This is a genomic window from Nocardioides fonticola (genome assembly GCF_039536805.1).
GTDB classification, from domain to species: Bacteria; Actinomycetota; Actinomycetes; order Propionibacteriales; family Nocardioidaceae; genus Nocardioides; species Nocardioides fonticola.
Map to the genome: position 1 here is coordinate 227,648 of NZ_BAAAZH010000001.1, position 26,931 is coordinate 254,578.

The window sequence follows — 26,931 nt, forward strand, 5'->3', positions numbered from 1 at the left end:
GGCTGGCCCGGTGACCGACCTGCGCTCCCTGTCCCGCCCCGTCGGCACCCACGTGCAGGTCGGCAAGGGCCTGGTGGCCGGCGCCCTGGCCGGCGCCGAGGAGCTCGGCTGCGAGACGCTGCAGATCTTCGTGGGCAACCCCCGCGGCTGGGCGCTCTCGGCCGGCAAGCCCGCCGAGGACGCCGCCTTCGCCGCGGCGATCGCCGAGCGCGGCATGCGCGTGTTCATCCACGCGCCGTACCTGGTGAACCTCGGCAGCCCGACGCCGTCCACCTACGAGAACAGCGTGGCGGTCGTGGCCCACAACCTGGTGCGAGCGGCGCAGATCGGCGCCGAGGGCGTCGTCGTGCACACCGGCTCCTTCGTCGACCCGGGCGGCAGCGACGCCGAGAGCGCCGAGCGGTTCGCCGCCGCGATGCGGCAGGTGCGCGAGGGTCTGCTGCCGATCCTCGAGACGCTCGGGGACGACGGACCGTGGCTGCTGCTCGAGCCGACCGCCGGTCAGGGGCGCTCGCTGTGCGCCGGGGTCGAGGACATCGCCGGCTACCTCGACGCCGTCGACCACCACCCGCGCGCGGGCATCTGCCTCGACACCTGCCACGTGTTCGCCGCCGGCGCCCCGCTCGACGAACCGGGCGGCACCACGGCGACCCTCGACCGCATCGTCGAGATCGGCGGCGAGGGGCGGCTGCGGCTGGTGCACGCCAACGACTCCAAGGACGTGCGGGGCGCCTTCAAGGACCGGCACGAATGCATCGGCGAGGGCCACATCGGGCTCGGCGCCTTCGAGGAGCTGTTCGCGCACCCGGCGACCGACGGCGTCCCGTTCATCCTGGAGACGCCGGGATCGCGCGACGTCGGCCACCCCGACCTGCCGCTGCTGAAGAAGATCCGGGAGGGCCAGGGATGAGCACGACCGTCGACGACACCCGCCAGCGGCGCCTGCAGCTGCTGGCGACCGGGGCCCTCCTGGCGATGACCGCCTGCTGGGGCTCGACGTTCTTCCTGATCAAGGACCTCCTCGATCGGGTGCCCACGCTGGACTTCCTCGCCGTCCGGTTCAGCATCGCGGCCGTCGCCATGGTGCTCGTGGCGCCGCGCGCGCTGCAGCGCCTCTCCGCGCAGGCACGCCGCCAGGCGCTGGTGCTGGGCCTGCTGTACGGCGTCGCCCAGATCCTCCAGACCGCCGGGTTGGCCCACACCCCCGCGAGCGTGTCGGGGTTCATCACCGGCATGTACGTGATCGCGACCCCGCTGTTCGCCGCCGTCCTGCTGCGCACCCGCATCACGCGTGTCACCTGGGCGGCGGTGCTGCTCGCGATGGCCGGGCTCGGGGTGCTGACCCTCGACGGGTTCTCGGTCGGCTACGGCGAGGCGATCACGCTGGTCGCCGCCATGCTCTACGCGCTGCACATCGTCGGACTCGGCGCCTGGTCGAACGCCTCCGACGCGCTCGGCATGTCGATCGTGCAGATCATCGTCATCGCGGTCGTCTGCCTCATCGCCAGCGTGCCCGACGGCATCGTGCTGCCGCCCACGACCGGCGACTGGCTCTCCGTCGTCTACATGGCGCTCGTCGCCGGCGCGCTCGCGCTGGTCGCCCAGACCTGGGCCCAGAGCCATCTGCCGGCCACCCGCTCGGCGATCATCATGTCGATGGAGCCGGTCTTCGCGGCCGGGTTCGCGGTCGCGCTGGGCGGCGAGTCGGCCACCGCACGCATGCTCCTCGGCGGGCTGATGGTGCTCACCGCGATGATCGTGGTCGAGACCCGGGGCGGCGGCGACGACCGCGAGGGACCGCTCGAGGGCGAGGTCCAGCACCTGGCGGTCTGAGGGGTGTCGACGCGTCGGGACGACCGGACCACCGACTCCCCCCGACTTGCCGCGCTCGCGCGGCCCGGCAGACTATGCCGCGTGACGACCTGCGCCAACTGCGGAGCACCGCTGGGCGTCGGCCGGTACTGCACCAACTGCGGGCACCGGGTCGGCGTCCCCGTCGCCGGTGCGCCGAGCCTCCACGACACCGCCGAGCGGCCCGCCGTCCCCCCGGCCGCGCCAGCCGCGCCAGCCGCGCCGGCCGCGCCGGAATCGGTGCCGGTGCCGCCGGTGCACGAGCCCCCGCCGCCCGCGCGGTTCCCGCTCTTCGCCGACGAGCCGACCGGCGCGCCGTCCGGTCCCGACCTCACCCTCACCGACCTCCCGGCGGTGCCGTCCCCCGCACCCACCGACCGGCAGCCGGCGCGGCGCGCCCAGCTGCTGCTGGCGGGCGGCCTCGTCGTCGTCCTCGTGGCGGTGGGCGGGCTCCTGCTCACCCGCGGCGGGGACGACGCCGCACCGGCCCGTGCCGACGACGGTCGGCCGGGTGCGGGTGCGCAGGCCGCTGACGACGATCAGGGGGCCGACGACCCCGCCGACGGCGACTCCCCCGGCGCCGATCCCGACCCGACGGACGCCGGCTCCCCGGACCCGCAGGACGGCCGCGACCTGAGCGCCCAGGCCCAGGTCACCGCTCCGCCGCCCGGTCCGCCGAGCAGCGATGTCGCCACCGGCCGCCCGGTCACCTACGTGGCCGCCAACATGCTCGATGGCGACCCGACCACCTGCTGGCGCACCCCGGGCGATGCGACCGGTGCGGAGCTGGTCTTCACCCTCCCGCCCGGCAGCACCGTCACCAGCGTCTCGCTCATCAACGGCTACGCGAAGACCAGCCGAGCCGGCGGCACCACCTACGACTGGTACCATGGCAACCGCCGCATCCTCCGCGCCGAGTGGATCTTCGACGACGGCACCACGATCAGCCAGGACCTCATCGACACCCGCGACCCGCAACGCCTCGACGTCGGCACCATCACCACCGACACCGTGCGCCTGCGTCTGATGCAGGTCTCGCCGCCCGGCACCGGGCCGGCGGCCAAGGACAACACCGCGATCTCGGAGGTGTCGATCCTCGGGAGGTGAGGGTCGGGACAGGTGCTCCGGTGGTCGAGGTGCGAGGCGCCCTGGTGTCGAGCTGCGAGACCCGGGTGGGACGGACGCCGACGGTGGGGACGGCGCTCCTTCCGGTGGTCGAGGTGCGAGGCGCCCCGGCGCCGAGCTGCGAGACCCGGTGAGGTGAGCTGCTTCGTTGGGGACGTCGCCTGCCCGCGCCGACCGACCCCGGCTGCCGCGTTGGCTTCGGGGTGAAAGGCGCTGGCTACGCCGGTGGGGGTTCCGGCTGCCTCTCGGGTGCGGCGTTCACATCGGGTTGAAAGGCGCCGGCTAGGTGGGTGCCGGGTTGCTCTCGGTGTTCGGGTCGCCGCTCGCTCCGGTTGAAAGGCGCCGGCTACGCAGGTGACGGCTTCCGGCTGCCGCTCGGGTGCGGGGGTCTCGCGGCTCGCTTCGCTCGCACCTCGACCACCGATCGCTTCCGGTGGTCGAGGTGCGAGGCGCCCCGGCGCCGAGCCGCGAGACCCGGCCAGACGAACGCTGGCAGTAGGGACGATCTGCGGCTCCCGTCCGGTGGCTGAGGTGCCCGAGCCCCCGGCTGAGGGCCTCGAAGCCCAGCAAGCCGAAAGGCAGCCGCAACCACGCAGATTCAGTCGCTCGAAACCCTTGTATTCGAACACGTGTTCGAGTAGACTGAGGCATGGCCTCCACCACCCCACACCAGGATCTTCGGGACCCGCGGTCCCTCCTGGTGCTCGCGCGCGACGCGCGGGTGGTGGCCGACGACGCCGAACGATCCGTGTTCATCGCCGCCGCCCAGTGGGCTCTCGCGCACCCGGCGGCTGATGAGTGGGACAGCGCGTGTGTGCCCGGCACCGAACGCACCCTCGCCATCGCCGGCCAAGGTGCACCCCTGGTGGCGGAGTTCTGCATCGACGAGTTCGCCGCCGCCATCGGGCTCTCGGCCGACGCCGGGCACTACTACATCGGCGACGCGTTGGAGTTGGCTGCTCGTCTGCCCCGGTGTTGGCGGCGTGTGGAGGCTGGTGAGGTTCCGGTGTGGCGGGCACGGAAGATCGCCCAAGCCACCCGGCTCTTGTCGCCCGAGGCCGTCGAGCTGGTCGACCAGCGGTTGGCGTCGTTCGCGCACTCCATCGGCGGACGCGGCATCGAGCAGACCGTCAAAGCAGCTGAAGCCGAAGCAGACCCCGAGCTCCTCAAGGCCAGGCGGGAAGCGGCTGACGACAAGCGGCACGTCACCATCTACTCCCGTCATGTCGACTTCCACGGCCGCGTCGACATCGAAGGCGCCCTCGACCTCGCCGACGCGTTGGACCTCGAGGACGCCCTCGCCGCCGTCGCCGCCCAGTTGAAGGACCTCGGCTGTGAGGAGTCGCTCGACGCACGCCGGGCCATGGCCCTCGGCGAACTCGCCCGACGCGAAACACCCCTCAGCTTCCCCGCCGATGGCGAGGTGGAGCCGCCGGCGCGGTCCAAGCGGACCCTCCAGCTCTACGTCCACATCAACCACGCACCCGGCGAGAACCCGTTCGGAACGGCCGCTCGGGTCGAGAACACCCGCACCGCCCTCGACCTGGACACCCTGCGCTCGTGGTGCACCGACCCCGACACCCAACTCGTCGTCCGACCCGTCCTCGACCTCGCCGAACACCGGTCGAGCGAGTCCTACGAGATCCCCACCCCCCTACGCGAGCAAGTGATCCTCCGCGACGTCACCTGCGTCTTCCCCCACTGCACCAGACCCGCCCGAAGTGCCGACATCGACCACATCGTCCCCTTCGACGCCGGCGGCCGAACGACCACAGACAATCTCGCGGTGCTCTGTCGACATCACCACCGTGTGAAGACCCACCACGGCTGGACCTACAGACCCGTCGACCCGAACGACACCAGCGGACCACCCGGCAACGGCTCCAGCTATCTCTGGACCAGCCCCCACGGCCAGCACTACCTCCGCACAACCACCGGCACCACGACAGCCTGAACCCCACCCGGGTTCGGGCTTGTCGTGCTGCCCGGGGCGGGAGCGTCAGAGCGCGGCGAGCACCCGCGCGGCCTGCTCGGCGTCGGCGCGGGAGAGGTCGAGGTGGGTGACGGCCCGGACGGCGGTGGGGCCGACCGCCGAGACCAGGACGCCGGCGTCCTTGGCCCGGGCGACGAAGCCGGGGGCGTCGGGGCGCGGGATGACGACGATGTTGGTGTCGACGCCTGCGGGGTCGACACCGCAGGCCTCGGCGATGAGCCGGGCGTGGGCGTGGTCGTCGGCGAGCCGCTCGAGGTGGTGGTCGAGGGCGTGGAGGCCGGCGGCGGCGAGGATGCCGACCTGGCGCATGCCGCCACCCATCCGCTTGCGCCACTGCCGGGTCTCGGCGATCACGTCGGCGCGACCGACGACGAGCGACCCGACGGGGGCGCCGAGCCCCTTGGAGAGGCAGACGGCGAGCACGTCGGCGATCGCGCCGTAGGCGGCGAGTGGGGTGCCGGTGGCGACGTGGGCGTTCCAGATGCGGGCGCCGTCGAGATGGATGCCGACACCGACCTCGTCGGCGAAGGCGCGCAGCGCCTGGAGGTCGGCGAGCGGCAGCACCGCTCCCCCGGCGAAGTTGTGGGTGTTCTCGACGGCGATCGCCGCGGTGCGCACGAAGTAGGGGCCGAGGTCGGGGGCGAAGAGGGAGCGGACGGCGTCCAGGTCGATCTGTCCGCGCGGGTGGGTCCAGGTGCGCATCGTCAGCCCGGTGTACGCGCCGTGGGCACCGAGCTCGGCGCGGGCGATGTGGGCCGAGCTCTCGCACAGCACCTCGGTGCCGACCCCGACGAGGGTGCGGACGGCGAGCACGTTGGCCATCGAGCCGGTCGGGGTGAACAGCGCGGCCTCGTGTCCGAAGAGACCGGCGACCCGCTCCTCCAGAACGCGGACGGTGGGGTCCTCACCGAACACGTCGTCACCGACCTCCGCGGCGGCCATGGCCGCACGCATCGCGTCGGTGGGACGGGTGAGGGTGTCGGAGCGCAGATCGATCACGCGCCCCAGTCAAGCAGGCCGGCAGGCTCAGCCCTTGCGCAGCATCTCCGCGACGAGGAAGGCGAGCTCGAGCGACTGCACCCGGTTGAGGCGCGGGTCGACGACCGACTCGTAGCGGTGGGCCAGGCCCTCCTCGTCGATCTCCTCGCCGCCGCCGATGCACTCGGTGACGTCGTCGCCGGTCATCTCGACCAGGATGCCGCCGGGGACGGTGCCCAGGGCGCGGTGGACGTCGAAGAAGCCCTGCACCTCGTCGACGACGTCGTCGAAGCGGCGGGTCTTGTAGCCGGTGCTCGACTCGAAGGTGTTGCCGTGCATCGGGTCGCAGACCCACGCCACCGAGACGCCCTCGGCGGTGACCTTCTCGACCAGACCGGGCAGGCCGTCGCGGATCTTGCCGGCACCGAAGCGGGTGATGAAGGTGAGGCGGCCGGCCTCGTTCTGCGGGTTGAGCTTGTGGGCCAGTGCGAGCGCGTCGTCGGCGGTGGCGGAGGGGCCGAGCTTGACGCCGATCGGGTTGCGCAGGTGGCGGAAGTACTCGACGTGCGCGCCGTCGAGCTGACGGGTGCGCTCGCCGATCCACACGAAGTGCCCCGACACGTTGTAGGGCTGCTCGGTGCGCGAGTCGATACGCGTCATCGCGTGCTCGTACTCCATGAGCAGCGCCTCGTGGCTGGAGTAGAAGTCGACGCGGCGCAGCTCCTCGGGGTCGGCGCCGATCGCCGACATGAAGGCCATCGCCTTGTCGATCTCACCGGCGAGCACCTCGTAGCGCTGACCGGCCGGCGAGGTCTTCACGAAGTCGGTGTTCCAGGTGTGCACCTGGCGCAGATCGGCGTAACCGCCGGTCACGAAGGCGCGCACCAGGTTCAGCGTGGCGGCCGAGGCGTTGTAGACGTCGAGCAGCCGCTGCGGGTCGGGGATGCGCGACTCGGGGGTGAAGTCGAAGCCGTTGACGGCGTCGCCGCGGTAGGCCGGCAGCGTGACGCCGTCACGGGTCTCCATGTCGGAGGAGCGCGGCTTGGCGTACTGACCGGCGAGGCGGCCGAGCTTCACGACCGGCATCGAGCCCGCGTAGGTGAGGACGACGGCCATCTGGAGCAGCACGCGCAGCTTGTTGCGCACGTTGTCGGCGGTGACGCCGTCGAAGGTCTCGGCGCAGTCGCCGCCCTGGAGCAGGAACGCCTCACCGCGGCTGACCGCGGCCATCTTCGCCTTGAGATCGTCGCACTCGCCCGCGAAGACCAGCGGCGGCATCGTGCGCAACTTGGCGACGGCGGTGTCGACGGCACCGGCGTCGGGGTAGGTCGGCTGCTGCAGCGGCTTCAGCGCGTGGAGATCGGCGAGGGACGGCATGCTCACGCGCTCAAGCCTACGCGCGCAGGCGCCGTCCTCTCGATTCGATAACGACCGGTGGACGCCGGCGGGATCACTCCAGGGCGCCGACGTCCTCGAAGCGCGAGTCGCCCTCGCCCGAACGGCGGTTGAGCGCCCAGGTGAGCGCCCAGAGCACCACGCCGATGGCGAGCAGTCCGGCAGCGATGCGGTACTGCACGTAGTCGGCCTCCAACCGCGCCCACGGACCGAGCAGGAAGGCGCACAGCAGGGCGCCGACGACGGGGATCGGCCCCCACGCCCGGAAGCCCTCGCCGGACGTGGCAGGGTCGCGCCGGCGCAGCACGAGGCAGGCGATGTTGACGACCGTGAAGACGGCGAGCAGCAGCAGCGACGTGGTGCCCGAGAGGGCGCCGACCACCGTGCTCTCCGACTGCACCCGCACATAGACGATCAGGCCGAGGGCCAGCGCCGTGGTGAAGCCGATCGCGAGGTAGGGGGCCTGGCGACCGGAGGAGACCCGGCCCAGCGGCCGCGGCAGGACGTCCTGTCGCGCCATGCCGTAGATCAGGCGGCTGGCCATGAGCATGTTGATGAGCGCGGTGTTGGCCACGGCGAAGACCGTCATGAACGGGAAGATCTTGTCGATCGGGATGTCGGGGGCGCCGACGCGGACGACGTCGAGCAGCACGCCGGCCTCGCTCTGGGGCGAGGTGACCTGGCCCGGCGGGATGACCGCGACCACCGAGATCGCCACGAGCACGTAGATGATCACCGCGATGCCGAGCCCGGTGAGCATGACGCGGGGGAAGATCCGCGCCGGATCGCGGGTCTCCTCGACCATGTTCACGGAGTCCTCGAAGCCGACCATGGAGAAGAACGCGATCGCGGTGGCGATCGTGACGGCCATGAACAGGCCCTTGTCGTCAGGGCTCTCGAACACCGTGACCCGCGACAGATCGCCGTCACCGCGACCGATGGTGGCGAAGCCGATGCCGATGACGATCGCGAGCGCCGCCATCTCCACCAGGGTCAGGACGACGTTGAACTTCACGCTCTCCCCCACCCCGCGCAGGTTGATCGCGGCGAGGGCCAGCATGAAGAGCAGGGCGACCACCAGCGTGGCGCCGTCACCGGTCGGGACGCCGGGCAGGAGCTCGTCGAGACCCACGAGCAGGTTCGCCGAGAGCAGGCCGGACGACGTCGCCGCGCTCGTGATGCCCGAGCACACCACCGTGAAGGCGACCAGGAAGGTCACGAAGTGCACGCCGAAGGCCTTGTGGGCGTAGAGCGCGGCGCCGGCGGCCTGCGGGTACTTCGTGACCAGCTCGAGGTAGGAGAAGGCGGTGAGGGTGGCGACCACGAACGCCACGAGGAACGGCAGCCACGCGATGCCGCCGACCTGGCCGGCGAGCCGACCGGTGACGGCGTAGACCCCCGAGCCGAGGATGTCGCCGACGATGAAGAGCAGCAGCAGACCCGGGCCCATCACCCGCTTGAGGTCGCCGCCCTCGTGGGGCGCGTCGGTCGCGGCGTCCGTGGGGGCGCTCATCGGATCTCCTCCGGTTCGGCGGTACGGGATACCGACGAGCCCTGCCCGAGCACCGCCCGGGGCAAACCTCGCCCCTGCCCCCGGCTCAGCCGAAGAAGACCTGCGCCTCGGCGTACTCCTCGGGGCTGACGGTCTTGAGCTCGCCGGTGCCCTCGATGAGCGGCACCCGCACGATCTGCGTTCCGCGCAGCGCCATCATCGTGCCGAAATCGCCCGCGGCGACGGCATCGATGGCGTGCAGGCCGAACCGGGTAGCCAGCCACCGGTCGAACGCAGTGGGCGTGCCGCCGCGCTGCACGTGGCCCAGGACGACGGCGCGCGCCTCCTTGCCGGTGCGTTGCTCGATCTCGCTGGCGAGCCGGTCGCCGATGCCGCCGAGGCGCACGTGGCCGAACGCGTCGACCTCACCGGAGGAGAGGCTCATGCCGCTGCCGTCGGCGGGCACCGCGCCCTCGGCGACCACGATGATCGGGGCGTACTGGGTCTGGAAGCGGGTCTCCACGCGGGCGCAGACGGCGTCGATGTCGAAGGGCTGCTCGGGGATGAGCACCTCGCTGGCACCGCCGGCGATCCCGGAGTGCAGCGCGATCCAGCCGGCGTGACGGCCCATGACCTCGACGACGAGCACGCGGTGGTGGGACTCGGCGGTGGTGTGCAGGCGGTCGATCGCCTCGGTCGCGATGTTGACGGCCGTGTCGAAGCCGAAGGTGAAGTCGGTGCCCGACAGGTCGTTGTCGATCGTCTTGGGGACGCCGACGACGTTCACGCCGAGGTCGGCCAGCTTGGTGGCGACCCCGAGAGTGTCCTCGCCGCCGATGGCCACCAGCGCGTCGACGCCGTGCGCGGCGAGGTTGTCCTTGATGCGCTCGACGCCGCCCTCGATGCCGAACGGGTTGGTGCGCGAGGAGCCGAGGATCGTGCCGCCGCGCGGCAGGATGCCGCGGCACTGCTCGACCCCGAGCGTCATCGTCAGTCCCTCGAGGGGGCCCTTCCAACCGTCGCGGTAGCCGACGAACTCGAACCCGTGGCCCTGCACGCCCTTGCGCACGACGGCGCGGATGACGGCGTTGAGGCCGGGGCAGTCGCCGCCGCCGGTCAGGACTCCGACTCGCATGAAGATCTCCTCCTGCCGGCCGACCCGGCGCACCGCTCCCGGCGACGGATCCGTCGCCCGCCCCGACGCTACCGGCGGGCGCTACGGTTCGGCCATGACCTTCTCGATCGTGGCCAGATCAGCGGACGGCGAGTCGTGGGGCGTCGCGGTCGCCTCCAAGTTCCTGGCGGTCGGGTCGGCCGTGCCGGCCGCGGTCGCCGGCGTCGGCGCGATCGCCACCCAGGCCGACGCGAACGTCGCCTACAAGGGCCTCGCGCTCTCCCACCTCGACGAGGGCGCGACGGCGTCCGTCGCCCTCCAGCGCCTCATCGAGGAGGACGACGGCCGCGACCACCGCCAGCTCGGCATCGTCGACGTCGACGGCGGCGCGGCCACCTATACGGGCCCGGCGTGCCTGGACTGGGCCGGCGGTGTCACCGGCGACGGCTACGCGATCCAGGGCAACATCCTGGCCGGCGAGGACGTCGTGCTGGCCATGGAGGCCGCCTGGCTGGAGTCCGACGAGACCCTCCCCCTGGCCGACCGCCTGATGGCGGCCCTGGCCGCCGGCGACGCCGCCGGCGGCGACAGCCGCGGCCGCCAGTCCGCGGCACTGCTGGTGGTGCGCGACGGCGCCGGCTACGGCGGTCACGACGACATCGCGGTCGACCTGCGCGTCGACGACCACACCGACCCGATCGGCGAGCTGGGCCGCCTGCTCGAGCTCCACGAGCTGTACCTGACGGCGTCCCGGGAGGACGAGAAGGTCGCGATCACCCCCGAGCTGCGCGAGGAGCTCGAGGCGTTCGCGACGGCGGGCGGTCACCGCGACTTCCACGCCTGGGTCGGCACCGAGAACTACGAGATGCGGGTCGCGCCCGACCTGGCCTGGATCGACGAGCGCATCCTCGACATCGTGCGCGGCGGCGCGCGCCCCTGACGGCCCGGTGCGAGCAGCAGCATGAGCGTCCTCGCCATCGACGCCGGCACCACCGGCGTCACCGCCCTGGTCGTCGACGAGCGAGGCTCGGTCACGGCCCGCGGCTATCAGGAGTTCGCCCAGCACTTCCCGCAGCCGGGGTGGGTCGAGCACACGCCGGAGGAGATCTGGCAGGCCACGTTGGAGGCGGTGCGCGAGGTGCTGCGGCAGGTCGACGCCTCCTCCCTGCGGGCGATCGGCATCACCAACCAGCGCGAGACCGTGCTGCTGTGGGACCGCGAGACGCTCGGCTCGCCGCGCCGCGCGATCGTGTGGCAGGACCGCCGCACCGCCGACCTGTGCGTGCGGCTGCGGGACGCCGGCCACGAGCCGCGCGTCGCCGAGCTCACCGGCCTGCGGCTCGACCCGTACTTCTCCGGCACCAAGCTGGCCTGGCTGGCCGAGCACGAGCCGCACACGTGGGCGCTGGTCGAGGAGGGGCGCTACGCGATCGGCACCGTCGACTCCTACCTGATCGCCCGCATGACCCGCGGCACCTGGCACGTCACCGACGTCTCGAACGCCTCGCGCACCCTGCTGTTCGACCTCGCGGCCGGCGACTGGTCCGACGAGCTGTGCGGGCTGTTCGGCGTCCCCCGGGACGCCCTGCCCGATCTCGTGCCGAACTGGGGCGAGGTCGCGGTCACCGACCCGCGGGTCTTCCTCGACCTCGCGCTGCCGATCTGCGGGCTGGCGGGCGACCAGCAGTCGGCGCTGTTCGGGCAGACCTGTTTCGAGCCGGGCGAGTCCAAGTGCACCTACGGCACCGGCTCGTTCATCCTCACCAACACCGGCGGCACCGTGCAGCGCTCGGACGCCGGCCTGCTCTCGACCGCCGCCTGGCGTTCGCCGTCCGGGGAGACCACCTACGCCCTGGAGGGCGCGATTTTCGTGACCGGCGCCGCGGTGCAGTGGCTGCGCGACGGCCTGCAGATCGTCGGCTCTGCGGCCGAGACCGCCGCGATCGCCGCGACGGTGGAGGACACCGAGGGCGTGGTGTTCGTGCCGGCGCTGACCGGCCTCGGCGCGCCCGACTGGGACCCGCTCGCGCGTGGTCTCATCATCGGGCTGACCCGCGGCACCACGCGGGCCCACGTCGTCCGGGCCACGCTGGAGGCGATCGCCTACGAGGTGCGCGACGTGCTCGAGACGATGCCCGGCGCGGGTGCGGCCCTGCGCGTGGACGGCGGAGCGGCGGCCAACGACCTGCTCTGCCAGATCCAGGCCGACCAGCTCGGCGTCGATGTCGTCCGGCCCCGCCAGATCGAGACGACCGCCATCGGGGCTGCCTTCCTCGCCGGGCTCGGCGCCGGCGTGTGGGCCTCCACCGACGACCTGCGCGCCACCTGGCAGGAGGACCGGCGCTTCTCCCCCGCCGCCGACCGCGCCCGGGTCGACGCCGGCCACGCGCGGTGGCGTGCGGCCGTCGAGCGCTCGAAGGGCTGGGGCGCCCTGGTCTGACCGGCAGCCGTCAGGAGAGCCGGTCGAGGGCCTGCCGCGCCGCGGCCAGCCGCTCGGTCGCCTCGCCGAGCTCGGTCTGCGCCTCCTCGACCTCGGCGGAGGCGCCCTCCATCGCCTCGTCGAGGTCGTCGGCCTCGGCCTCCAGCGCGTCGAGGCGTCGCCGCAGCTCCTCGATCTCCGCCTGGAGCTGCAGCGAGCGCGCCTCCAGCCGCTCGAACTCCGCGACCGCGGCCCCGAGCGCCTCGTCGGCCTGCTCGACCTCCTCCTCGGCCGCTTCGACCTCGGCGCGGGCAGCCGCGAGCGCCTTCGCGTCGGCGTCCGGGTCGGGGACGACGTGCAGCTCGGGTCGCGGCGGCGGCTCGGCGGCGCGGGCCGAGGCCGTGAAGCCCAGCGCCTCGGGGACGGCGACCGCGGCCGCGACGTCGGCGGCCTCGACCCCGGTGCTCGCCAGGGCGGTGACGAGCAGACCGCTGCGGACGGCGTCGGCGCACCCGGCGTCGAGCATCGCGGCGGTCAGCGTGGCCTCGACCTGGTCGAGCACGCTGTCGGTCAACCGCACCCCGACGCCGGCGGCCGCCGCCCGGGCTCGGCCGGCGAGCGCGGCGGTCAGCTGACGACGTTGCCGGGTGAGGGCACGCAGCTCGCCGGCGTCCATGGCGGCGGCCGCCTCGCGCAGCGCGGCCCCGACGTCGAGCACCTGGGCGATCTGGTCGGCCTCGACCCGCACCAGCAGGTCGACGACCCACGCCGCGAGGGTGGGTTTGCGCAGCGCCTTCACCGCGGCCGCGGCATCGGCGTCGGCGGCCGCCTTCAGTTCCTTGGCGCGCGCGTCGCGACGGGCGGTGAACTCGGCCAGCGGGACGGCGTACAGCTCGTCGGCGAAGCGCAGGAGGTCGCTCACGCGACGTCGTCCGGCGGGGCCAGCCGCACCCAGCGGCCGCGGCGATGGCCGAGCGGGTCGAGGTCGTCGCCGACGACGAGGTCGTCGATGCGGGCGACGACCAACGTGGAGTAGCCGACGTCGCGGTGCTCGACCACCGCGACCTCGGCCCAGGTGGTGACCGAGGCGAGCCGCGGGCCGGCCGGCGTGTCGAGGAACGCGGCGGCCCGGAACGGACCGCCCGGGGCCGGTGCCGTGCCGGCGAAGGCCTCGGCGAGCTGCCGCTCGCCCCACGACAGCAGCTGGACGACGCCGCGGCCATGCTCGAGCAGCCGCTCGGTGAGATCGGCGTCGGGGTCGAGGAGCACCACCACGGCGTCGTCCTCGCCCGGAGCGACGAGGAAGGAGGTGACCGTGAGGCCGGCGCGGTCGTGGGGCGGGCCGGCGGTGACCAGGGCGACGGCGCCACCGAGGCGCCCCCGGAACCGGCGCACCGGGTCGGGCTCGGTCGGGAACGGGTGCCCGGCGTGGATCGTCATCGCGGGAGCCGCAGACGCGTCAGGACGCCTTGCGCTGCTCGCCCGGGTCGGCCTTCGGCTCGCCCTTGGCGTCGGCCTTCTTGGCCTCCTCCTTGGCGCGGGTGGCGTACATGTCGACGTACTCCTGGCCCGAGAGCCGCATGATCTCGTACATGATCTCGTCGGTGATCGAGCGCAGGATGTAGCGGTCGTTCTCCAGACCCTCGTAGCGCGAGAAGTCCAGGGGCTCGCCGAAGCGCACGATCGGGCGGGTGAAGGAGCCGAACTTCTTGCCCGGGGGCGCGACGACGTCGGTGCCGACCACGGCCACCGGGATGACCGGGACGCCGGTCTCCAGGGCGAGCCGCGCCACGCCGGTCTTGCCGCGGTAGAGCCGCCCGTCGTGCGAACGGGTGCCCTCGGGGAAGATGCCGAACAGACCGCCCTCGCCGAGCACCCGCTTGGCCGAGAGCAGGGCGCCGGCGGCGGCATCGGCGCCGCTGCGGTCGATCGGCACCTGGCCCGAACCGGAGAAGAAGGACTTCTGGAGCCAGCCCTTCAGGCCGCGACCGGTGAAGTACTCGGCCTTGGCCACGAAGGTGACCCGGCGCGGCAGCGTGAGCGGCATGAACAGCCAGTCGGAGTAGGACAGGTGGTTGCACGCGAGGATGGCCGGCCCCTCGGCCGGGACGTTCTCCAGCCCGGAGGACTGCGGTCGGAAGACCACCCGCAGCAGGGGGCCCAGGGCCACCCACTTGAGGAACCAGTAGAACATCGAGGAGTCCGTCCGTTTCGTCCGAGCCGACGCACGGCAGCCTAGGGCATAGCCCGCCCTGGGAGGCTGCTGCCGACGTCAGGCAGAATCGACTTCCGTGAGCATCCACCCCACCGCCACGCCGCTCTCGATCGCCGCCCGCCCCGACCTCACCGGCGGGCGCACCGTCGGCGTCCTGCTCAGCCACGGGTTCACCGGCCAGCCGGCCTCGATGAAGCCGTGGGGCGAGCAGCTCGGCAGCCGCGGCTACGCCGTCGAGGTGCCCCGCCTGCCGGGACACGGCACCACCTGGCAGGAGATGAACACCACCGGCTGGGCCGACTGGTACGGCGAGCTCTCCCGCGTCTACACCGACCTCCGTGAGCGCTGCGACGCCGTCGTCGTCGCAGGTCTCTCCATGGGCGGCGCCCTGGTGCTGCGCCTGGCGGCCGACCACGCCGACGACCCGAAGCTGAGGGGCGTCATCGTCGTGAACCCGGCCGTCTCGACCAAGCGCCTCGACGTCAAGCTCCTGCCGGTGCTCAAGCACCTCATCCCGTCCTTCCCCGGCATCGCAGGAGACATCAAGAAGCCCGGCGTGAGCGAGGACGGCTACACCCGCACGCCACTGAAGGCGGCCCACTCGATGATGCAGGCGTGGGGTCCGCTGCGCGCCGACCTCGGCCGCATCACCGCACCGCTGCTCTACTTCCGCTCCACGGTCGACGCGGTCGTCGACGAGTCCTCCGAGCCGATCATCCGCGCGGGCGTCGCCGGCGAGGTCGAGATGGTGCGGCTCGAGGAGAGCTACCACGTCGCCACCCTCGACAACGACCTGCCGCTCATCGAGGAGCGCTCGGCCGCCTTCATCGCCCGGGTCACCGGAGCCTGAGGGATGTCCGACCCCGGGCAGGACCCCCACGCCGGCGGCCACGATCCCGACGATGCCGCCTGGAAGGCGATCGTCGAGAACTACGGCGATCACCCGCCGTTCGTGGAACCGACGCCCCCGCCCCCGCCGGCCGCACCGTCGGCCTCGTTGGAGAAGCTCTTCCAGCCGTGGCGGGCCGAGGAGTGGTCGGGAGAGACCGCCGAGGTCGCCGACCCGGGAGGCACCGGCGATCCCTTCGATCCCGACGAGGGCTTCGTGCCCCCGGAGACCCCGCCGCAGCCGCTGCCGCCCCCCGATCGGCTGGTGGCCTGGATCGGCGTGTTCGGCGCCCCGATCGTGCTGCTCGTGTGCCTGTTCGCGCGATTCACCCCGCCGAGCCTGATCACCTACGGCCTCATCGGCTGGTTCGTCGGCGGCTTCGGCTACCTCGTCGCCAAGATGCCCCGCGAGCCCCGCGACCCCTGGGACGACGGCGCCCAGGTGTAGGCCGGGTCGCGCCTACGGCGTCGTGTCCTCCTCGCGCGCCTTGATGGCCGCATCGAGGTCGGCGAAGACCGAGGGACGGCGCTCCCAGCGGAACCGGTCGGCCGGCCAGACGAGCGCGAAGACCTTGCCGGTGATGAGCGAGACCGGCACGTAGGCGTCGTCCGGATCGCAGCCGGGCGTCGAGCCGCGGCACAGGTGGTAGCTGGAGTCGGCGGAGTCGTCGCGATGGTCGCCGAGCACGAACACGTGGCCCGGCGGCACGGGGCCGGCCTTCCACGAGCAGCCGATCATCGGCGCCTGGCAGGCCCCGGAGTCCTTGATGAAGTCGCTGGAGTCCAACGGGACGCCGTCGACCTTGATGCGTCCTTGGGCGTCGCAGCAGGTGATCGTGTCGCCGGCGACGCCGATGACGCGCTTGACCAGGTGCCCACCGCTGGGGAGCAGGCCGATGCGGGAGAGCGCCTTGCTGAGGAGGTTCGACGGCGCGGTGTCCTCCGCGGGCGTCAGCCAGTCGCCGGGGTCGTCGAAGACGACGACGTCGCCGCGCTGGGGGGTGCCCGACCCCCAGTAGGAGACCTTCTGCACCAGGATCCGGTCGTTCTTGACCAGCCCGGGCTCCATCGAGCCCGAGGGGATGAAGAACGCCTGCACGAGGAACGTCTTGACGATCAGCGCGAGGGTCACCGCCAGCACGAGCAGCAGCAGGGACTCCGCCCACACGGGCACCCGTCGCCGCCTGCGGGCCGGTCGCGCAGCCGCGACCTCGGTGCTCTCCCCCACGTTGGTCCCTCCTCCACTCCCCGGCGTGGCCGGACGGACACGGGGGCTCCGCCGACGATAGCGGGCGCCCCGAAGGCCGACGGCCCCGGCTGCCGGACGCGCACTAGGGTGATCGGCATGGACAAGCCTGAGATCGACTTCTTCGACCCGACCCCGCCGACCGAGCTCGTGGTCACCGACATCACCGTCGGCGACGGCGCCGAGGCCGCCGCCGGCCAGACCGTGAGCGTCCACTACGTCGGCGTGGCCCACTCGACCGGCGAGGAGTTCGACGCGAGCTACAACCGCGGCACGCCGCTCCAGTTCCGCCTCGGCGTGGGCCAGGTCATCAGCGGATGGGACCAGGGCGTCCAGGGCATGAAGGTCGGCGGACGCCGTCAACTCGTCATCCCGCCGCACCTCGGCTACGGCGACCGCGGCGCCGGCGGCGTCATCAAGCCGGGCGAGACCCTCATCTTCGTCGTCGACCTGCTCGGCGTCAGCTGAGCCCCACCTGAGCGGGAGCGGAGCGATGGCGCACTTCGGCGACCACCAGTCGGCGATCTACGCGGCCGGGATGTTCCTCGGCCAGACCCCGGAGATCACCACCGACCTGACCCAGCTCGAGCATCGGGCCGCCGAGGTGCTCGCCCCCGAGGCGCTGGGCTACATCGTGCCCAGCGCCGGGGGCGGTGCCACCGCCCGCGCGAACGTCGCGGCGTTCGACCGCTGGCGCATCGTCCCGCGCATGCTGCGCGACCACGCCCAGCGCGACCTCTCCGTCGAGGTGCTCGGCACCCCGATGGCCGCGCCCGTGCTGCTGGGGCCGGTCGGCGTCCAGAAGCTCGCGCACCCCGAGGGCGAGCTCGCCTCCGCCCGGGCCGCCGCCGCCCTGGGTCTCACGTTCGTGCAGTCCACCCAGGCCAGCCACTCCATCGAGGAGGTCGCCGAGGCGAACGGCGACGGCAACCGCTGGTACCAGCTGTACTGGCCCAACGACCCCGAGCTCGCCGAGAGCTTCCTCGACCGTGCCGAGCAGGCCGGGTACAGCCACCTCGTGCTGACCCTCGACACCACCCTGCTGGGCTGGCGGCCGCGCGATCTCGATCGCGGGTACCTCCCCTTCCTCGCCGCCGAGGGCATCGCCACCTACACCTCCGACCCGGTCTTCAACGCCCGGCTGGAGAAGCCTGCGGCCGACGACCCCGGCGCCGCCGGCATGAACTTCGCCGCCGTCTTCCCCAACCCGGGCCTGTCGTGGGAGCAGCTCCCCTGGTTGCGCGAGCGCTGGTCGGGCCCGATCGTGCTCAAGGGCATCCAGCACGTCGAGGACGCCCGCATCGCGCTCGACCACGGTGTCGAGGGCATCGTGGTCTCCAACCACGGCGGCCGGCAGGTCGACGGCGCCGTCGCCTCTCTCGACATGCTGCCGCGCATCGCCGATGCCGTGGGCGACCGGCTCTGCGTGCTCTTCGACTCCGGCGTCCGGTCGGGGCCCGACGTCGTCAAGGCGCTGGCGCTGGGCGCCGAGGCCGTGCTGCTGGGCCGCCCCTACCTCTACGGGCTCGCGCTGGCCGGCCAGGCCGGCGTCGAGCACGTGCTGCGCTGCCTGCTCGCCGAGACCGACCTGACCCTGGCCGGTGCCGGCTTCAGCCGGGTCGCCGAGCTCACCCGCGACCTGCTGGAGGAGCGGCCGGCCTGACGCCTCGCCTCACCAGGGCAGGTCGTCGTAGGCCGACTCGTCGGCCACGCGGGCGGCCTGCCCACGGCAGGCGACGACGTCGCCCTTGACCAGCTGGCGACCGCGGCGGGTGTCGACCTCGCCGTTGACCCGCACCTCGCCTGCGGCGACGACCTCCTTCGCCTCCGAGCCCGACTCGACGAGGTTCGCGAGCTTGAGGAACTGACCCAGGCGGATCACCTCGTCGGTGATCGCGACGTCGAAGGGCTCGGGTGCGGGCATGGCCCCATCCTCCCAGGTGCGCTCAGCCGACTGCCAAGGACACCGCGTGGATGACCACGCCGACCAGGCCGCCGACGATCGTGCCGTTGATGCGGATGAACTGGAGGTCGCGACCGACGTGCAGTTCGATGCGACGGGCGGCCTCGCGACCGTCCCAGCGCTCGATGGTGCTGGTGATGACGCCGGTGATCTCGTGGCCGTACCGGTCGACGACGAACACGACGGCGTCCGACGCGAGGCCGTCGAGGCGCGCCCGGAGGGCCTCGTCGCGCCCGAGCCGGTCGGCGAACGCGGAGATCTCCTCCAGCAGCCGCAACCGGACGGCGCCCTGCGGGTCGTGGAGGCTGCCGACCAGCGCGCGGCGCAGGGAGTCCCACAGGGCGATGGCCGTGGCGATGACCTGCGGCTGGTCGAGCAGCCGCTCCTTGAGCCGTTCGGTGCGCGCGCGGGTGTCGGGATCGCTGCGCAGATCCTCGGCGAGCTGGCGCAGCATCGCATCGAGGGCGGCGCGGGCGCGGTGCCGCGGCTGGTCGCGGATGTCGGCGACCCAGCGCACCAGCTCGAGGTGGATGCGGCCGCTGATGCGGTCGTTGACGCTCGGCGGCGCCCACCACGGAGCCCGCTCCCCGATCACCTCGGTCACGGTGTCGGGGTTGTCGACCAGCCAGCCGTGCAACTCCTCCAACATGAGGTCGACCAGGCCGTGGTGGAGGTCGTCGCGCATGGCCTCGGCCAGCAGATCGCCCAGCAGCGGCGCGATCGGCTCCTCGCGGAACCGGGGGACGAGGGCCTCCTCGACCAGGCTGCGCACGTGGCGGTCGCGCACCTTGCCGAGCGCGACGGCAGCGACCTCCGCGACCTCCTCGACGACGCGGCGCGCGTGGGCCGGATCGTCGAGCCACGCAGCGACCCGCTCGGAGACCCGCACCGCGGCGATGCGTTCGCGGATGATGCCCTCCTGGAGGAAGTTCTCCCCCACGAACTCCTCCAGGCCACGGCCCAGTTCGTCCTTGCGGCGCGGGATCAGGGCGGTGTGCGGGATCGGCAGTCCCAGCGGATGCCGGAAGAGCGCGGTGACGGCGAACCAGTCGGCCATCGCACCGACCATCGAGGCCTCGGCGCCGGCGTTGACGAACCCCCAGACGCCGTCGGCGCCCAGGGTGGCCAGGTAGACGGCGGCGGCGAAGACCAGCAGCCCCAACGCCAACCCGCGCATCCGGCGCAGGGCGCGGAGGCGGACGGCGTCGGCCGCGGCGCTGGCGGGATCACCGGGGATCTGGGGACCTGCGTGTGAAGAGGACATCGTGCCCGATTCTGGCCCACGGTCACGGGCCGGCCGGCACGGGTGTCACACTCATCCGCATGTCCGAGGCCCGCCCACGCACCGTCATCACCTTCGGCACGTTCGACGTCTTCCACGTCGGGCACCTGCGCGTCATCGAGCGCGCCGCCGCTCTCGGCGACCGTCTGGTCGTCGGGGTGTCCGCCGACGCGCTCAACCTGCGCAAGAAGGGCCGCGAGCCCGTCTTCAGCGAGGCCGAGCGGCTGGCGATCGTGGGCGCGTTGAAGCCCGTCGACGAGGTGTTCGTCGAGGAGAGCCTGGAGCAGAAGCGCGAGTACATCGTGAAGTACGGCGCCGACGTGCTGGTCATGGGCGACGACTGGGCCGGCCGCTTCGACGAGTTCAACGATGTGTGCGAGGTGGTCTACCTGCCGCGCACCCCCGCGATCTCCACCACCGCGCTCATCGAGAAGATCTCGGGCACCTCCGGCTGATCCCTGCCGGAGCGCACCGGTTGGACCTCGCGCCGATCTCGGGCAGGCTACGGCCCATGCTCCGCCTCCCGGTCCCCACCGTGCTGCTCACGGTGCTGACCGGGCTGACCGGGCTGACCGGGCTGCCGACGACGGCCCTCGCACCCGCCACCGCCGGAGCCGCGGTGGCGCCGGCGGCCCAGCAGGTCCAGCAGGCCCAGGACGCCCTCGAGCGCGCTCGCATCGCCCTGGATCCCCGATCGCTCGCCGGCCGGGCCGGAGCGGCGGCACCTGTGCCCGAGGCGACGCTCGCCCTGCGCGACCTGCTGTTCGCGCGCGCGGATCTCACCGGCGATGATCGGCTCGAGGCCGATGCGCTGCTCGCCCGGCCCACCGACGGGGCCGACGATCCCTACGGCGACGGGTACCTCGTGCCGTCGGAGATGTCGTGCACCGCCCACTTCTGCCTGCACTGGGTGCGCTTGTCGGCCGACGCTCCGCCGTCGGCGGACTGGGTCGCCAGCACCCTGGAGGTGCTCGAACGGGTCTGGCGCAAGGAGGTGTCGCGCCTGGGCTACCGGGCGCCGCTCAGCGACGCCGGGTACCCCGGCAACGGCGGCAACGGGAAGTTCGACGTCTACCTGAAGGAGCTGGGCGGCCGCGGGCTCTACGGCTACTGCGCACCCGAGCACGCGGCCGCGAAGGCCCCGCGGACGGCGTCCGGCTTCTGCGTGCTCGACAACGACTTCTCGCCGCAGCAGTACGGCGCGCCGGCCGAGGACAGCCGCGCGGTCACCGCGGCCCACGAGTTCTTCCACGCCATCCAGTTCGCCTACGACGCGCGCGAGGATCCCTGGCTGATGGAGTCGACCGCGACCTGGATGGAGGAGCGCTTCGCCGACCGCGTCGACGACAACCGCCAGTACCTGCCCTACAGCCAGATCGCGGCACCGCGCACACCGCTCGACCTCTTCGACCCCGACGGGCTCACGCAGTACGGCAACTGGGTCTGGTGGGAGTTCCTCTCCGGACGCTTCGGCACCACGGTGGTCCGCCGCGTCTGGCAGCGCGCCGCCGGCGACCCCGGCGCGCCCGGTGAGTACTCGACGCAGGCCATCCGCTCGGCGCTCGAACGCCATGGCGGCTTCACCCGCCTCTACGGACTCTTCACCGTCGCCAACCTCGTGCCCGCCCGGTACTACAGCGAGGGCCGGGCCTGGCCGTCCGCACCGCTGGCGGGCACCGTCACCCTCACCCCGGCCCGGCCGGCGGTGGCGACGTCCATGCGCCTCGACCACCTGACCTCGATCCAGTACCGGTTGGTGCCCGGGAGCGGATGGGGCCGAGGCACACGGGCGCGCGTCGCCGTCTCGGTGCCGTCCTCGGCCGGCGCCGCCACCGCGCTCGTGGCCGTGCGCACGCGCTCGGGCTGGTCGGTGACCCGGGTGCCCCTGCGCGGTGGTCGCGGAGCGGTGTCGGTGCCGTTCTCCGCGCGCGAGGTGCGGTGGGCTGCGGTGAGCCTGGTCAACGCCTCGACCCGGTTCGCCTGCGGTGACGGCGACGCCGACCGGCGCTACTCCTGCGACGGGCGACCGCGCGACGACGCCCGCACGTTCAAGGTCGCGGTGACCGTCCGCGGGAGCTGACGGAAGCTGAGCGGACCTGACAGGAACGGATCAGTGCCGCTGCGGGGCGTGCGAGCCGCACAGCAGACCGCCCAGCAGCCCGGTGACGAGCGTGGGGACGGCGCCGACGACGGCGTCGGCCACGTCGGAGACCGTGTCGACGAGCGCGACCACAGCATCGGTGACCGGTGCGAGGCGGCCCCCGGTGGCGCCGTCGAGGGTGTCCTTGACCTCGTGCGCGACAGGGTCGAGGACGCCGGAGACCGGACCGGTCGACGGGCTCGGCGACGGGCTGGGGCCGGGCTGCTCGCCCCCGCCGTCGCCCGGGTCGGTCGTCGGGGTCGGCTCGGGCGGCTGCGTCGGACCGCCGGGGGTCGACGGCGTGGCCCGCACGGGCTGCAGCGGCGCCGGTGCCGCACGGACCGGTGCCGGCGCGGGAGTCGGCTCGAGGGTGGTCGCGGTGAGAATGCGCTGGGCGACGATGCGGTCGGGGCCGCGCAGGGCGGGGACGACGACCTCCTTGACCACCAGCGTGGCCAGGAGCACCAGGACGAAGCCGACGGCACCGAGACCCACCGCGCTGTAGCCGAGGCGCACGTCGACGACGGCGCGGTTACGCGGCCGCCATCCCCATCGCCACCGGTCCACGCCGGCTCCCTTCCCCGATGATCGCCCGTCCTCGGGCGCGTCGATCGTAGGACAGCGACTCCCCCGGCCGACACCTCATCGCCGAGGCCGAACCGAACGGGATGCCGGCATAGTCCGACCGGGCCATACCGGGCGGCCGAACGGGCGTGGCGCGAGGCTCAGCCTGAATCAGCGGGCGTCGTCGCGCTCGGCGAGCGCCGCGAACATCCGGTTGTAGGCCTCCAGGTCGGCGCCCTGGTCGCGGTCGGCCTTGCGGTCGTAGCGGCGGGCCTCGCGGCTGTCGCTGAGGTACCACTGGCCGAGCAGCACGAAGAGCACCAGCACCATCGGCACCTCCCCCGCGGCCCACGTCAGCGAGCCGCCCACGAACTGGTCGTGCAGCAGGTCGGTGGCGTAGGGCCGGTCGAGGAGGCTGTAGTAGCGGCCGCCGATGGCGGTCTCGCTGTTCATCACCGCGATCGCGAAGAAGGCGTGGAACGGCATGACCACGAGCAGCAGTCCGAGACGGGCGAAGTGGCCGATGCGGTGCGGCAGCGGGGAGTCGCCCACCAGGACCTCGAAGTAGAGGCACCCGGCCAGCAGGAAGTGGACCTCCATGAAGGCGTGGCCGAGGTGGCTCTCCATGAGGCCCTCGAAGGCGCCGGAGAAGTAGATGCCGTAGAGGCTGCCCACGAAGATCAGCGCGGCGACGACCGGGTGGGTGAGGAACCGGACGTAGCGGGTGCGCAGGACGGCGGCCAGCCACTGCCGGGGCCCGCGGCCGCCGTCCGCGTCGGTGCCGGGCAGGGCACGCAGCGCGAGGTTCACCGGAGCCCCGAGCACGAGCAGGATCGGGGCGACCATCGAGAGCACCATGTGCGAGGCCATGTGGGCGCTGAACATGACGTGGGAGTAGGTGCCCAGACCGCCGAAGGTGGCGTACCCGACGGTGAGCAGACCGACGAACCAGGCGATCGTGCGCCCGATCGGCCACGTGTCGCCCTGCCGCCGCAGGTGGACGACGCCGGCCAGGTAGGCCGCCCCGCCCAGCAGGACGACGGCGAGGCCGACGCCCGAGGGGGTGAAGCTCCACAGCAGCCGGCCGACCGTGGGAGCGGGCGGGAGCGGACCGCCGAGGAGGTCCTCGGCAACGCTGGTGTAGACGGTGCCGACCGGAGGCGGGGTGCGCGAGAGCGCCACGCCAAGGCCGACGGCCGCGGACATCGCGGCCAGTTCGGCACCGGTGATGAGGGCGACGCTGCGCAGTCCCCCGCCGATCAGCGCCGAGCGCACGCGCCGCGCCAGCAGGGCGATGAGCGCCAGCAGCGCGACCTTGACCAGGACGCCGCGGCCGTAGTCGGTGGTGACGAACTCGCTCAGGCCACCGAGGCGCACGAGCGCGTTGATGAGGCCGCTGACGGCGACCACGCCGAAGCACCAGGCGGCCAGGGCGGAGAAGCGGCGCGCGGCGACCTGCTGGGTGCGCGGCCGCTCGCCGAGGTACCACCACAGGGCGACGAGACCGCCGAGCCAGACGGCGACGGCCGCGACGTGCAGCAGCAGGCTGATGATCGCGGTGTCGTGGCTGCCCGAGGAGGCGGCGTGACCGGTGAGCACCGGGGGCGCGAAGGCCGCGAGGGCGAGCACGAGCACCCACCCGGCCTCCGGGGCGCGGGTGACGTACCGTGCGGCGACCGCCACGGCGAGCGCGAGCAGCGCCTGGACGACGAGCGCCCGCCCCTGGTCGACCTGCACCGCGAACCCGTAGACGTCGCCCGGACGTGCCTGCCAGACCGGGACGGCGAACTGGTCGGAGTAGGTGAGGACCAGCTCCAGGAGGGCGACGAGCGCCCACACCGGCGCCAGCCGACGGACCGCGGCGATCGCACGGACGGCGCGCCCGCGGATGTCGTCCCCGCCCTCACCGGTGACGGTGAGCATCGGCACCAGGAGGGACCCCACGACGAGCACCCCGAGTGCGATGACCGTGAAGGTGGCGATCGGCAGCGCCCAGGCGGTGAAGCGGCCCGGGTCGGGCAGGCCGATCGGCGCCCGCGCGGGGATGCCGCCGCCGAGGGCGAGCATGAGCACGAGGGCCAGCAGCGCCGAGGCGAGGACCCCGCCGGCGATCCGGGCGCGCTGGGTCACGACGTCCGCCTCGAGACCAGCCAGGCGCCGCCGCCGGCGAGCAGCAGCAGTCCGGCGCCGCCCACCTGGAGGCCGCGGCGCTCCCAGAAGCCCTCGTCATCGCCCCCGGCGTCCGCCGCCGGGGCCGGGGCGGCCGAGGCGACGGGCGCGGAGGAGGAGGCGGTGGGCGAGGGGGACGGCGAGTCGCCCGGGGCGTCCGCGCCACCCCCGCCGTCGCCGCCGTCGCCGACGGTGAACGTGATCTGGCCGGTCACGGGATGGCCGTCGGCCGAGACGGCCCGGTAGGCCATCGTGTAGGTGCCGGCGGCCTGCGAGCCGTCGAGCGCCTGGCTGACGATGGCGCCCTGCACCTCCGGATCGCCGCTGGTGACCGAGGAGCCGTCGGGGCCGGTGACGACCACGTAGGCGGGCTCTGACATCTCCTCGCTGAACTCGAAGGAGACGCTCGCGGGCAGTGCGTCGAGGCGCTGCCCCTCGGTCGGGTTCGACGCCACGAGCGAGGCGTGCGCCGACGCGCCGGGAGCGGCCCACAGCAGGGCGACCGTCGTGCCCAGCAGCAGCCCGATCAGACCGAGCAACCGGGAGCGCATCCTCACAACAGGGTCCGCCAGTAGTCCCAGAACCGCACCAGGATCGCCAGGCCGATACCGAGGTACCACAGCACGATCAGCAGGAACCGGATGTCGAACAGCGTCGCGATCACCGTGCTGTCGGGGCGCATCACCCGCCCCGCGAGCAGGACGGTCCACACCGACAGCGCGATGGTGACGGCCCAGACGACCATGCACCACGGGCAGAGCGCGCCGATCTCGTAGAGGCTCTGGTAGAAGAGCCAGTGCACGAAGGTCAGGCCCGCCAGGGAGCCCGCGACCAGGCCGCCGAGCAGCCAGCGTTGCGGCCGGGCGCCGCTCGCGTAGAGCACGCCCATCGTGATGATCACGCTGAAGCCGATGAGGCCGAGCATCGGGTTCGGGAACCCGAAGACGCCGGCCTGCGGCTTGATCATCACCGACCCGCACGACAGCACCGGGTTGATGTCGCACGACGGCGTGAAGTTCGGGTCCTGCAGCAGCTTGATCTTGTCGACCAGCAGCGTGAAGGACGCCGCCAGCCCGATGGCGCCGAGCACGACGAGCGCCACGCCGTAGGCACGGAAGGACGGCGGGCTGTGCAGGTCGAGGTCGTCGGCCTCGACCTCGGGGTCGGCGAGATCGGTCATCCCCTCCACTGTGCCACTCCCATCGCCGGACCGACCGGGTCGTCGGTCATGGGATCGGTCACGCCGAAGGTCACAGCGGGAGTCACGGCGGGAGTCACGGCAGCCGGGCTCACTTCGCCAGCGCCTTGTCGACCGCCGCCTTGATGACGTCGGGGGTGAAGGCGTCGAGCTTCGTGCCGTTCACGAAGATCGTCGGCGTGCCGGTGACCCCGGCGTCGAACGCCGCCTGGGTGGTCGACGCCGTCCAGGCCCGGTACGGCTGGTCGGTGATGCAGGAGGCCACGGAGTCCGGGGCGCCCGCCTGCTCGGCCAGGGAGATCAGCGTCTCGTCGGGCAGCCCGTCGCCCTGCTCGGGCGGCTGGTTGGCGAAGAGCGCGGTGTGGAAGCGGCGCCAGACGTCCTCACCGGCGGGCATGACGCACGCCGAGGCGTTCAGCGCCCGGGTGGAGTACTCGGTGGAGGACATCCGGTCGAGGAAGGCGATGGTGCGGTACTGCACCTGCACGACGTCGCCGGAGATGTACTCGTCGAGCAGCGAGCCCGACACCTGCTCGAACTGCTGGCAGATCGGGCACTGGAAGTCCTCGACGACCTGGATGGTCACCTTCGGCTTCTTCGCGCCGGTGACGTAGGCGCCGTCGGCGTTCACCTGGGCCGGGATGCCGGAGGCGGGCACGTCGGCGGCCACCGTGGCGTCGTCGTCGCCGCTGTTGAGCGCGAGCACGGTGATGCCGACGCCGACGAGCACGACGACCAGGCCGACAGCGATCTGCACGAGGACACGGCGGCGACGCGCCGCCTTCTTCTGGTCGCGCAGAGCCTGGGCCGCGGCCTCGCGGCGCGCCCGCCCGGCCTCGGCCCGGCTGCCGTCGTCAGGGAGCGGCGGCAGCTTCGGGGTGTTGTCCTTGGACATGGGT

At 72.8% G+C, this 26,931-nt stretch carries 27 protein-coding genes; 12 read left to right on the forward strand and 15 right to left on the reverse strand.

Annotated elements, in window-relative coordinates; all coding sequences use genetic code 11:
* The first annotated feature begins 10 nt into the window (after positions 1-10).
* The 4 genes from ABD671_RS01010 (at position 11) to ABD671_RS01025 (ending at position 4,930) form a co-directional block, all read left to right on the forward strand.
* Positions 11-910, forward strand: a complete 900-nt coding sequence (locus ABD671_RS01010) for a deoxyribonuclease IV (RefSeq protein ID WP_344731324.1) — start codon at positions 11-13, stop codon at positions 908-910.
* Positions 907-1,833 (forward strand): DMT family transporter, encoded by a 927-nt coding sequence (locus ABD671_RS01015; protein ID WP_344731325.1) that lies wholly within the window; start codon positions 907-909, stop codon positions 1,831-1,833. Before ABD671_RS01010 ends, ABD671_RS01015 begins: the two co-directional genes overlap by 4 nt.
* A gap of 81 nt (positions 1,834-1,914) precedes the next feature.
* Positions 1,915-2,958 carry an NADase-type glycan-binding domain-containing protein gene (locus ABD671_RS01020; protein WP_344731326.1) on the forward strand — a complete coding sequence of 348 codons (1,044 nt, stop codon included), beginning with the start codon at positions 1,915-1,917 and terminating at the stop codon, positions 2,956-2,958.
* 667 nt (positions 2,959-3,625) lie between these two features.
* Positions 3,626-4,930: an HNH endonuclease signature motif containing protein gene (locus ABD671_RS01025; protein ID WP_344731327.1), complete on the forward strand. Its 1,305-nt coding sequence runs from the start codon at positions 3,626-3,628 to the stop codon at positions 4,928-4,930.
* A gap of 45 nt (positions 4,931-4,975) precedes the next feature.
* Here the strand turns inward: ABD671_RS01025 and ABD671_RS01030 are convergent, their stop codons facing one another.
* From ABD671_RS01030 to ABD671_RS01045, 4 genes are all read right to left on the reverse strand, one after another.
* Entirely contained in the window at positions 4,976-5,968 is a 993-nt protein-coding gene (locus tag ABD671_RS01030) for a threonine aldolase family protein (RefSeq protein WP_344731328.1), read from the reverse strand.
* A gap of 27 nt (positions 5,969-5,995) precedes the next feature.
* A complete protein-coding gene (locus ABD671_RS01035) occupies positions 5,996-7,324 on the reverse strand; it encodes a class II 3-deoxy-7-phosphoheptulonate synthase (protein WP_344731454.1) in 1,329 nt (442 codons plus the stop codon).
* A 73-nt stretch (positions 7,325-7,397) separates the two neighbouring features.
* Positions 7,398-8,855 carry an APC family permease gene (locus ABD671_RS01040; protein ID WP_344731329.1) on the reverse strand — a complete coding sequence of 486 codons (1,458 nt, stop codon included), beginning with the start codon at positions 8,853-8,855 and terminating at the stop codon, positions 7,398-7,400.
* 85 nt (positions 8,856-8,940) lie between these two features.
* Positions 8,941-9,969 (reverse strand): 6-phosphofructokinase, encoded by a 1,029-nt coding sequence (locus ABD671_RS01045; protein ID WP_344731330.1) that lies wholly within the window; start codon positions 9,967-9,969, stop codon positions 8,941-8,943.
* Positions 9,970-10,063: 94 nt separating this feature from the next.
* Between ABD671_RS01045 and ABD671_RS01050 the strand changes: the two genes are divergently transcribed.
* Together ABD671_RS01050 and glpK are read left to right on the forward strand one after the other, a co-directional pair.
* Positions 10,064-10,888 carry a DUF1028 domain-containing protein gene (locus ABD671_RS01050; RefSeq protein ID WP_344731331.1) on the forward strand — a complete coding sequence of 275 codons (825 nt, stop codon included), beginning with the start codon at positions 10,064-10,066 and terminating at the stop codon, positions 10,886-10,888.
* 21 nt (positions 10,889-10,909) lie between these two features.
* Positions 10,910-12,388 carry a glycerol kinase GlpK gene (gene glpK / locus ABD671_RS01055; protein ID WP_344731332.1) on the forward strand — a complete coding sequence of 493 codons (1,479 nt, stop codon included), beginning with the start codon at positions 10,910-10,912 and terminating at the stop codon, positions 12,386-12,388.
* A gap of 10 nt (positions 12,389-12,398) precedes the next feature.
* Here glpK and ABD671_RS01060 read toward each other — a convergent pair whose 3' ends face one another.
* From ABD671_RS01060 to ABD671_RS01070, 3 genes are read right to left on the reverse strand one after another with little or no spacing between them, the layout of a single operon-like run.
* The gene (locus ABD671_RS01060; RefSeq protein WP_344731333.1) at positions 12,399-13,289 is read right to left on the reverse strand and encodes a hypothetical protein; all 891 of its coding nucleotides are present in this window, start codon (positions 13,287-13,289) and stop codon (positions 12,399-12,401) included.
* Entirely contained in the window at positions 13,286-13,807 is a 522-nt protein-coding gene (locus ABD671_RS01065) for a flavin reductase family protein (RefSeq protein WP_344731334.1), read from the reverse strand. Before ABD671_RS01065 ends, ABD671_RS01060 begins: the two co-directional genes overlap by 4 nt.
* A 19-nt stretch (positions 13,808-13,826) precedes the next feature.
* Entirely contained in the window at positions 13,827-14,561 is a 735-nt protein-coding gene (locus ABD671_RS01070) for a lysophospholipid acyltransferase family protein (protein ID WP_344731335.1), read from the reverse strand.
* Between the two features lie 97 nt (positions 14,562-14,658).
* Here ABD671_RS01070 and ABD671_RS01075 point away from each other — a divergent pair, with 97 nt between their 5' ends.
* Positions 14,659-15,432 (forward strand): alpha/beta hydrolase, encoded by a 774-nt coding sequence (locus ABD671_RS01075; RefSeq protein WP_344731336.1) that lies wholly within the window; start codon positions 14,659-14,661, stop codon positions 15,430-15,432.
* A 3-nt stretch (positions 15,433-15,435) separates the two neighbouring features.
* A complete protein-coding gene (locus ABD671_RS01080) occupies positions 15,436-15,918 on the forward strand; it encodes a hypothetical protein (protein ID WP_344731337.1) in 483 nt (160 codons plus the stop codon).
* Positions 15,919-15,930: 12 nt separating this feature from the next.
* Here ABD671_RS01080 and lepB read toward each other — a convergent pair whose 3' ends face one another.
* Positions 15,931-16,698 (reverse strand): signal peptidase I, encoded by a 768-nt coding sequence (lepB, locus tag ABD671_RS01085; protein ID WP_344731339.1) that lies wholly within the window; start codon positions 16,696-16,698, stop codon positions 15,931-15,933.
* Positions 16,699-16,815: 117 nt separating this feature from the next.
* Here lepB and ABD671_RS01090 point away from each other — a divergent pair, with 117 nt between their 5' ends.
* Together ABD671_RS01090 and ABD671_RS01095 are read left to right on the forward strand one after the other, a co-directional pair.
* On the forward strand, positions 16,816-17,184 hold the full coding sequence (locus tag ABD671_RS01090; RefSeq protein ID WP_344731340.1) for an FKBP-type peptidyl-prolyl cis-trans isomerase: 369 nt from the start codon (positions 16,816-16,818) through the stop codon (positions 17,182-17,184).
* 25 nt (positions 17,185-17,209) lie between these two features.
* Positions 17,210-18,379, forward strand: a complete 1,170-nt coding sequence (locus tag ABD671_RS01095) for an alpha-hydroxy-acid oxidizing protein (protein ID WP_344731341.1) — start codon at positions 17,210-17,212, stop codon at positions 18,377-18,379.
* 9 nt (positions 18,380-18,388) lie between these two features.
* Here ABD671_RS01095 and ABD671_RS01100 read toward each other — a convergent pair whose 3' ends face one another.
* Both ABD671_RS01100 and ABD671_RS01105 read right to left on the reverse strand, forming a co-directional pair.
* Positions 18,389-18,640 carry an RNA-binding S4 domain-containing protein gene (locus tag ABD671_RS01100; RefSeq protein ID WP_344731342.1) on the reverse strand — a complete coding sequence of 84 codons (252 nt, stop codon included), beginning with the start codon at positions 18,638-18,640 and terminating at the stop codon, positions 18,389-18,391.
* Between the two features lie 22 nt (positions 18,641-18,662).
* Positions 18,663-19,943: a DUF445 domain-containing protein gene (locus ABD671_RS01105; protein WP_344731343.1), complete on the reverse strand. Its 1,281-nt coding sequence runs from the start codon at positions 19,941-19,943 to the stop codon at positions 18,663-18,665.
* 59 nt (positions 19,944-20,002) lie between these two features.
* Here ABD671_RS01105 and ABD671_RS01110 point away from each other — a divergent pair, with 59 nt between their 5' ends.
* Positions 20,003-20,416 (forward strand): FAD synthase family protein, encoded by a 414-nt coding sequence (locus tag ABD671_RS01110; RefSeq protein WP_344731344.1) that lies wholly within the window; start codon positions 20,003-20,005, stop codon positions 20,414-20,416.
* A gap of 56 nt (positions 20,417-20,472) precedes the next feature.
* Positions 20,473-22,041 (forward strand): MXAN_6640 family putative metalloprotease, encoded by a 1,569-nt coding sequence (locus ABD671_RS01115; RefSeq protein ID WP_344731345.1) that lies wholly within the window; start codon positions 20,473-20,475, stop codon positions 22,039-22,041.
* A 30-nt stretch (positions 22,042-22,071) separates the two neighbouring features.
* Here the strand turns inward: ABD671_RS01115 and ABD671_RS01120 are convergent, their stop codons facing one another.
* The 5 genes from ABD671_RS01120 to ABD671_RS01140 form a co-directional block, all read right to left on the reverse strand.
* Positions 22,072-22,668, reverse strand: a complete 597-nt coding sequence (locus ABD671_RS01120; RefSeq protein WP_344731346.1) for a hypothetical protein — start codon at positions 22,666-22,668, stop codon at positions 22,072-22,074.
* Positions 22,669-22,836: 168 nt separating this feature from the next.
* Positions 22,837-24,795 carry a bifunctional copper resistance protein CopD/cytochrome c oxidase assembly protein gene (locus tag ABD671_RS01125; RefSeq protein WP_344731347.1) on the reverse strand — a complete coding sequence of 653 codons (1,959 nt, stop codon included), beginning with the start codon at positions 24,793-24,795 and terminating at the stop codon, positions 22,837-22,839.
* Positions 24,792-25,385 (reverse strand): copper resistance CopC family protein, encoded by a 594-nt coding sequence (locus ABD671_RS01130; RefSeq protein ID WP_344731348.1) that lies wholly within the window; start codon positions 25,383-25,385, stop codon positions 24,792-24,794. The genes ABD671_RS01125 and ABD671_RS01130 overlap by 4 nt, the downstream gene beginning before the upstream one ends.
* 2 nt (positions 25,386-25,387) lie before the next feature.
* On the reverse strand, positions 25,388-26,014 hold the full coding sequence (locus tag ABD671_RS01135) for a vitamin K epoxide reductase family protein (RefSeq protein ID WP_344731349.1): 627 nt from the start codon (positions 26,012-26,014) through the stop codon (positions 25,388-25,390).
* 109 nt (positions 26,015-26,123) lie between these two features.
* Positions 26,124-26,927, reverse strand: a complete 804-nt coding sequence (locus ABD671_RS01140) for a DsbA family protein (protein ID WP_344731350.1) — start codon at positions 26,925-26,927, stop codon at positions 26,124-26,126.
* Between the last annotated feature and the right edge of the window lie 4 nt (positions 26,928-26,931).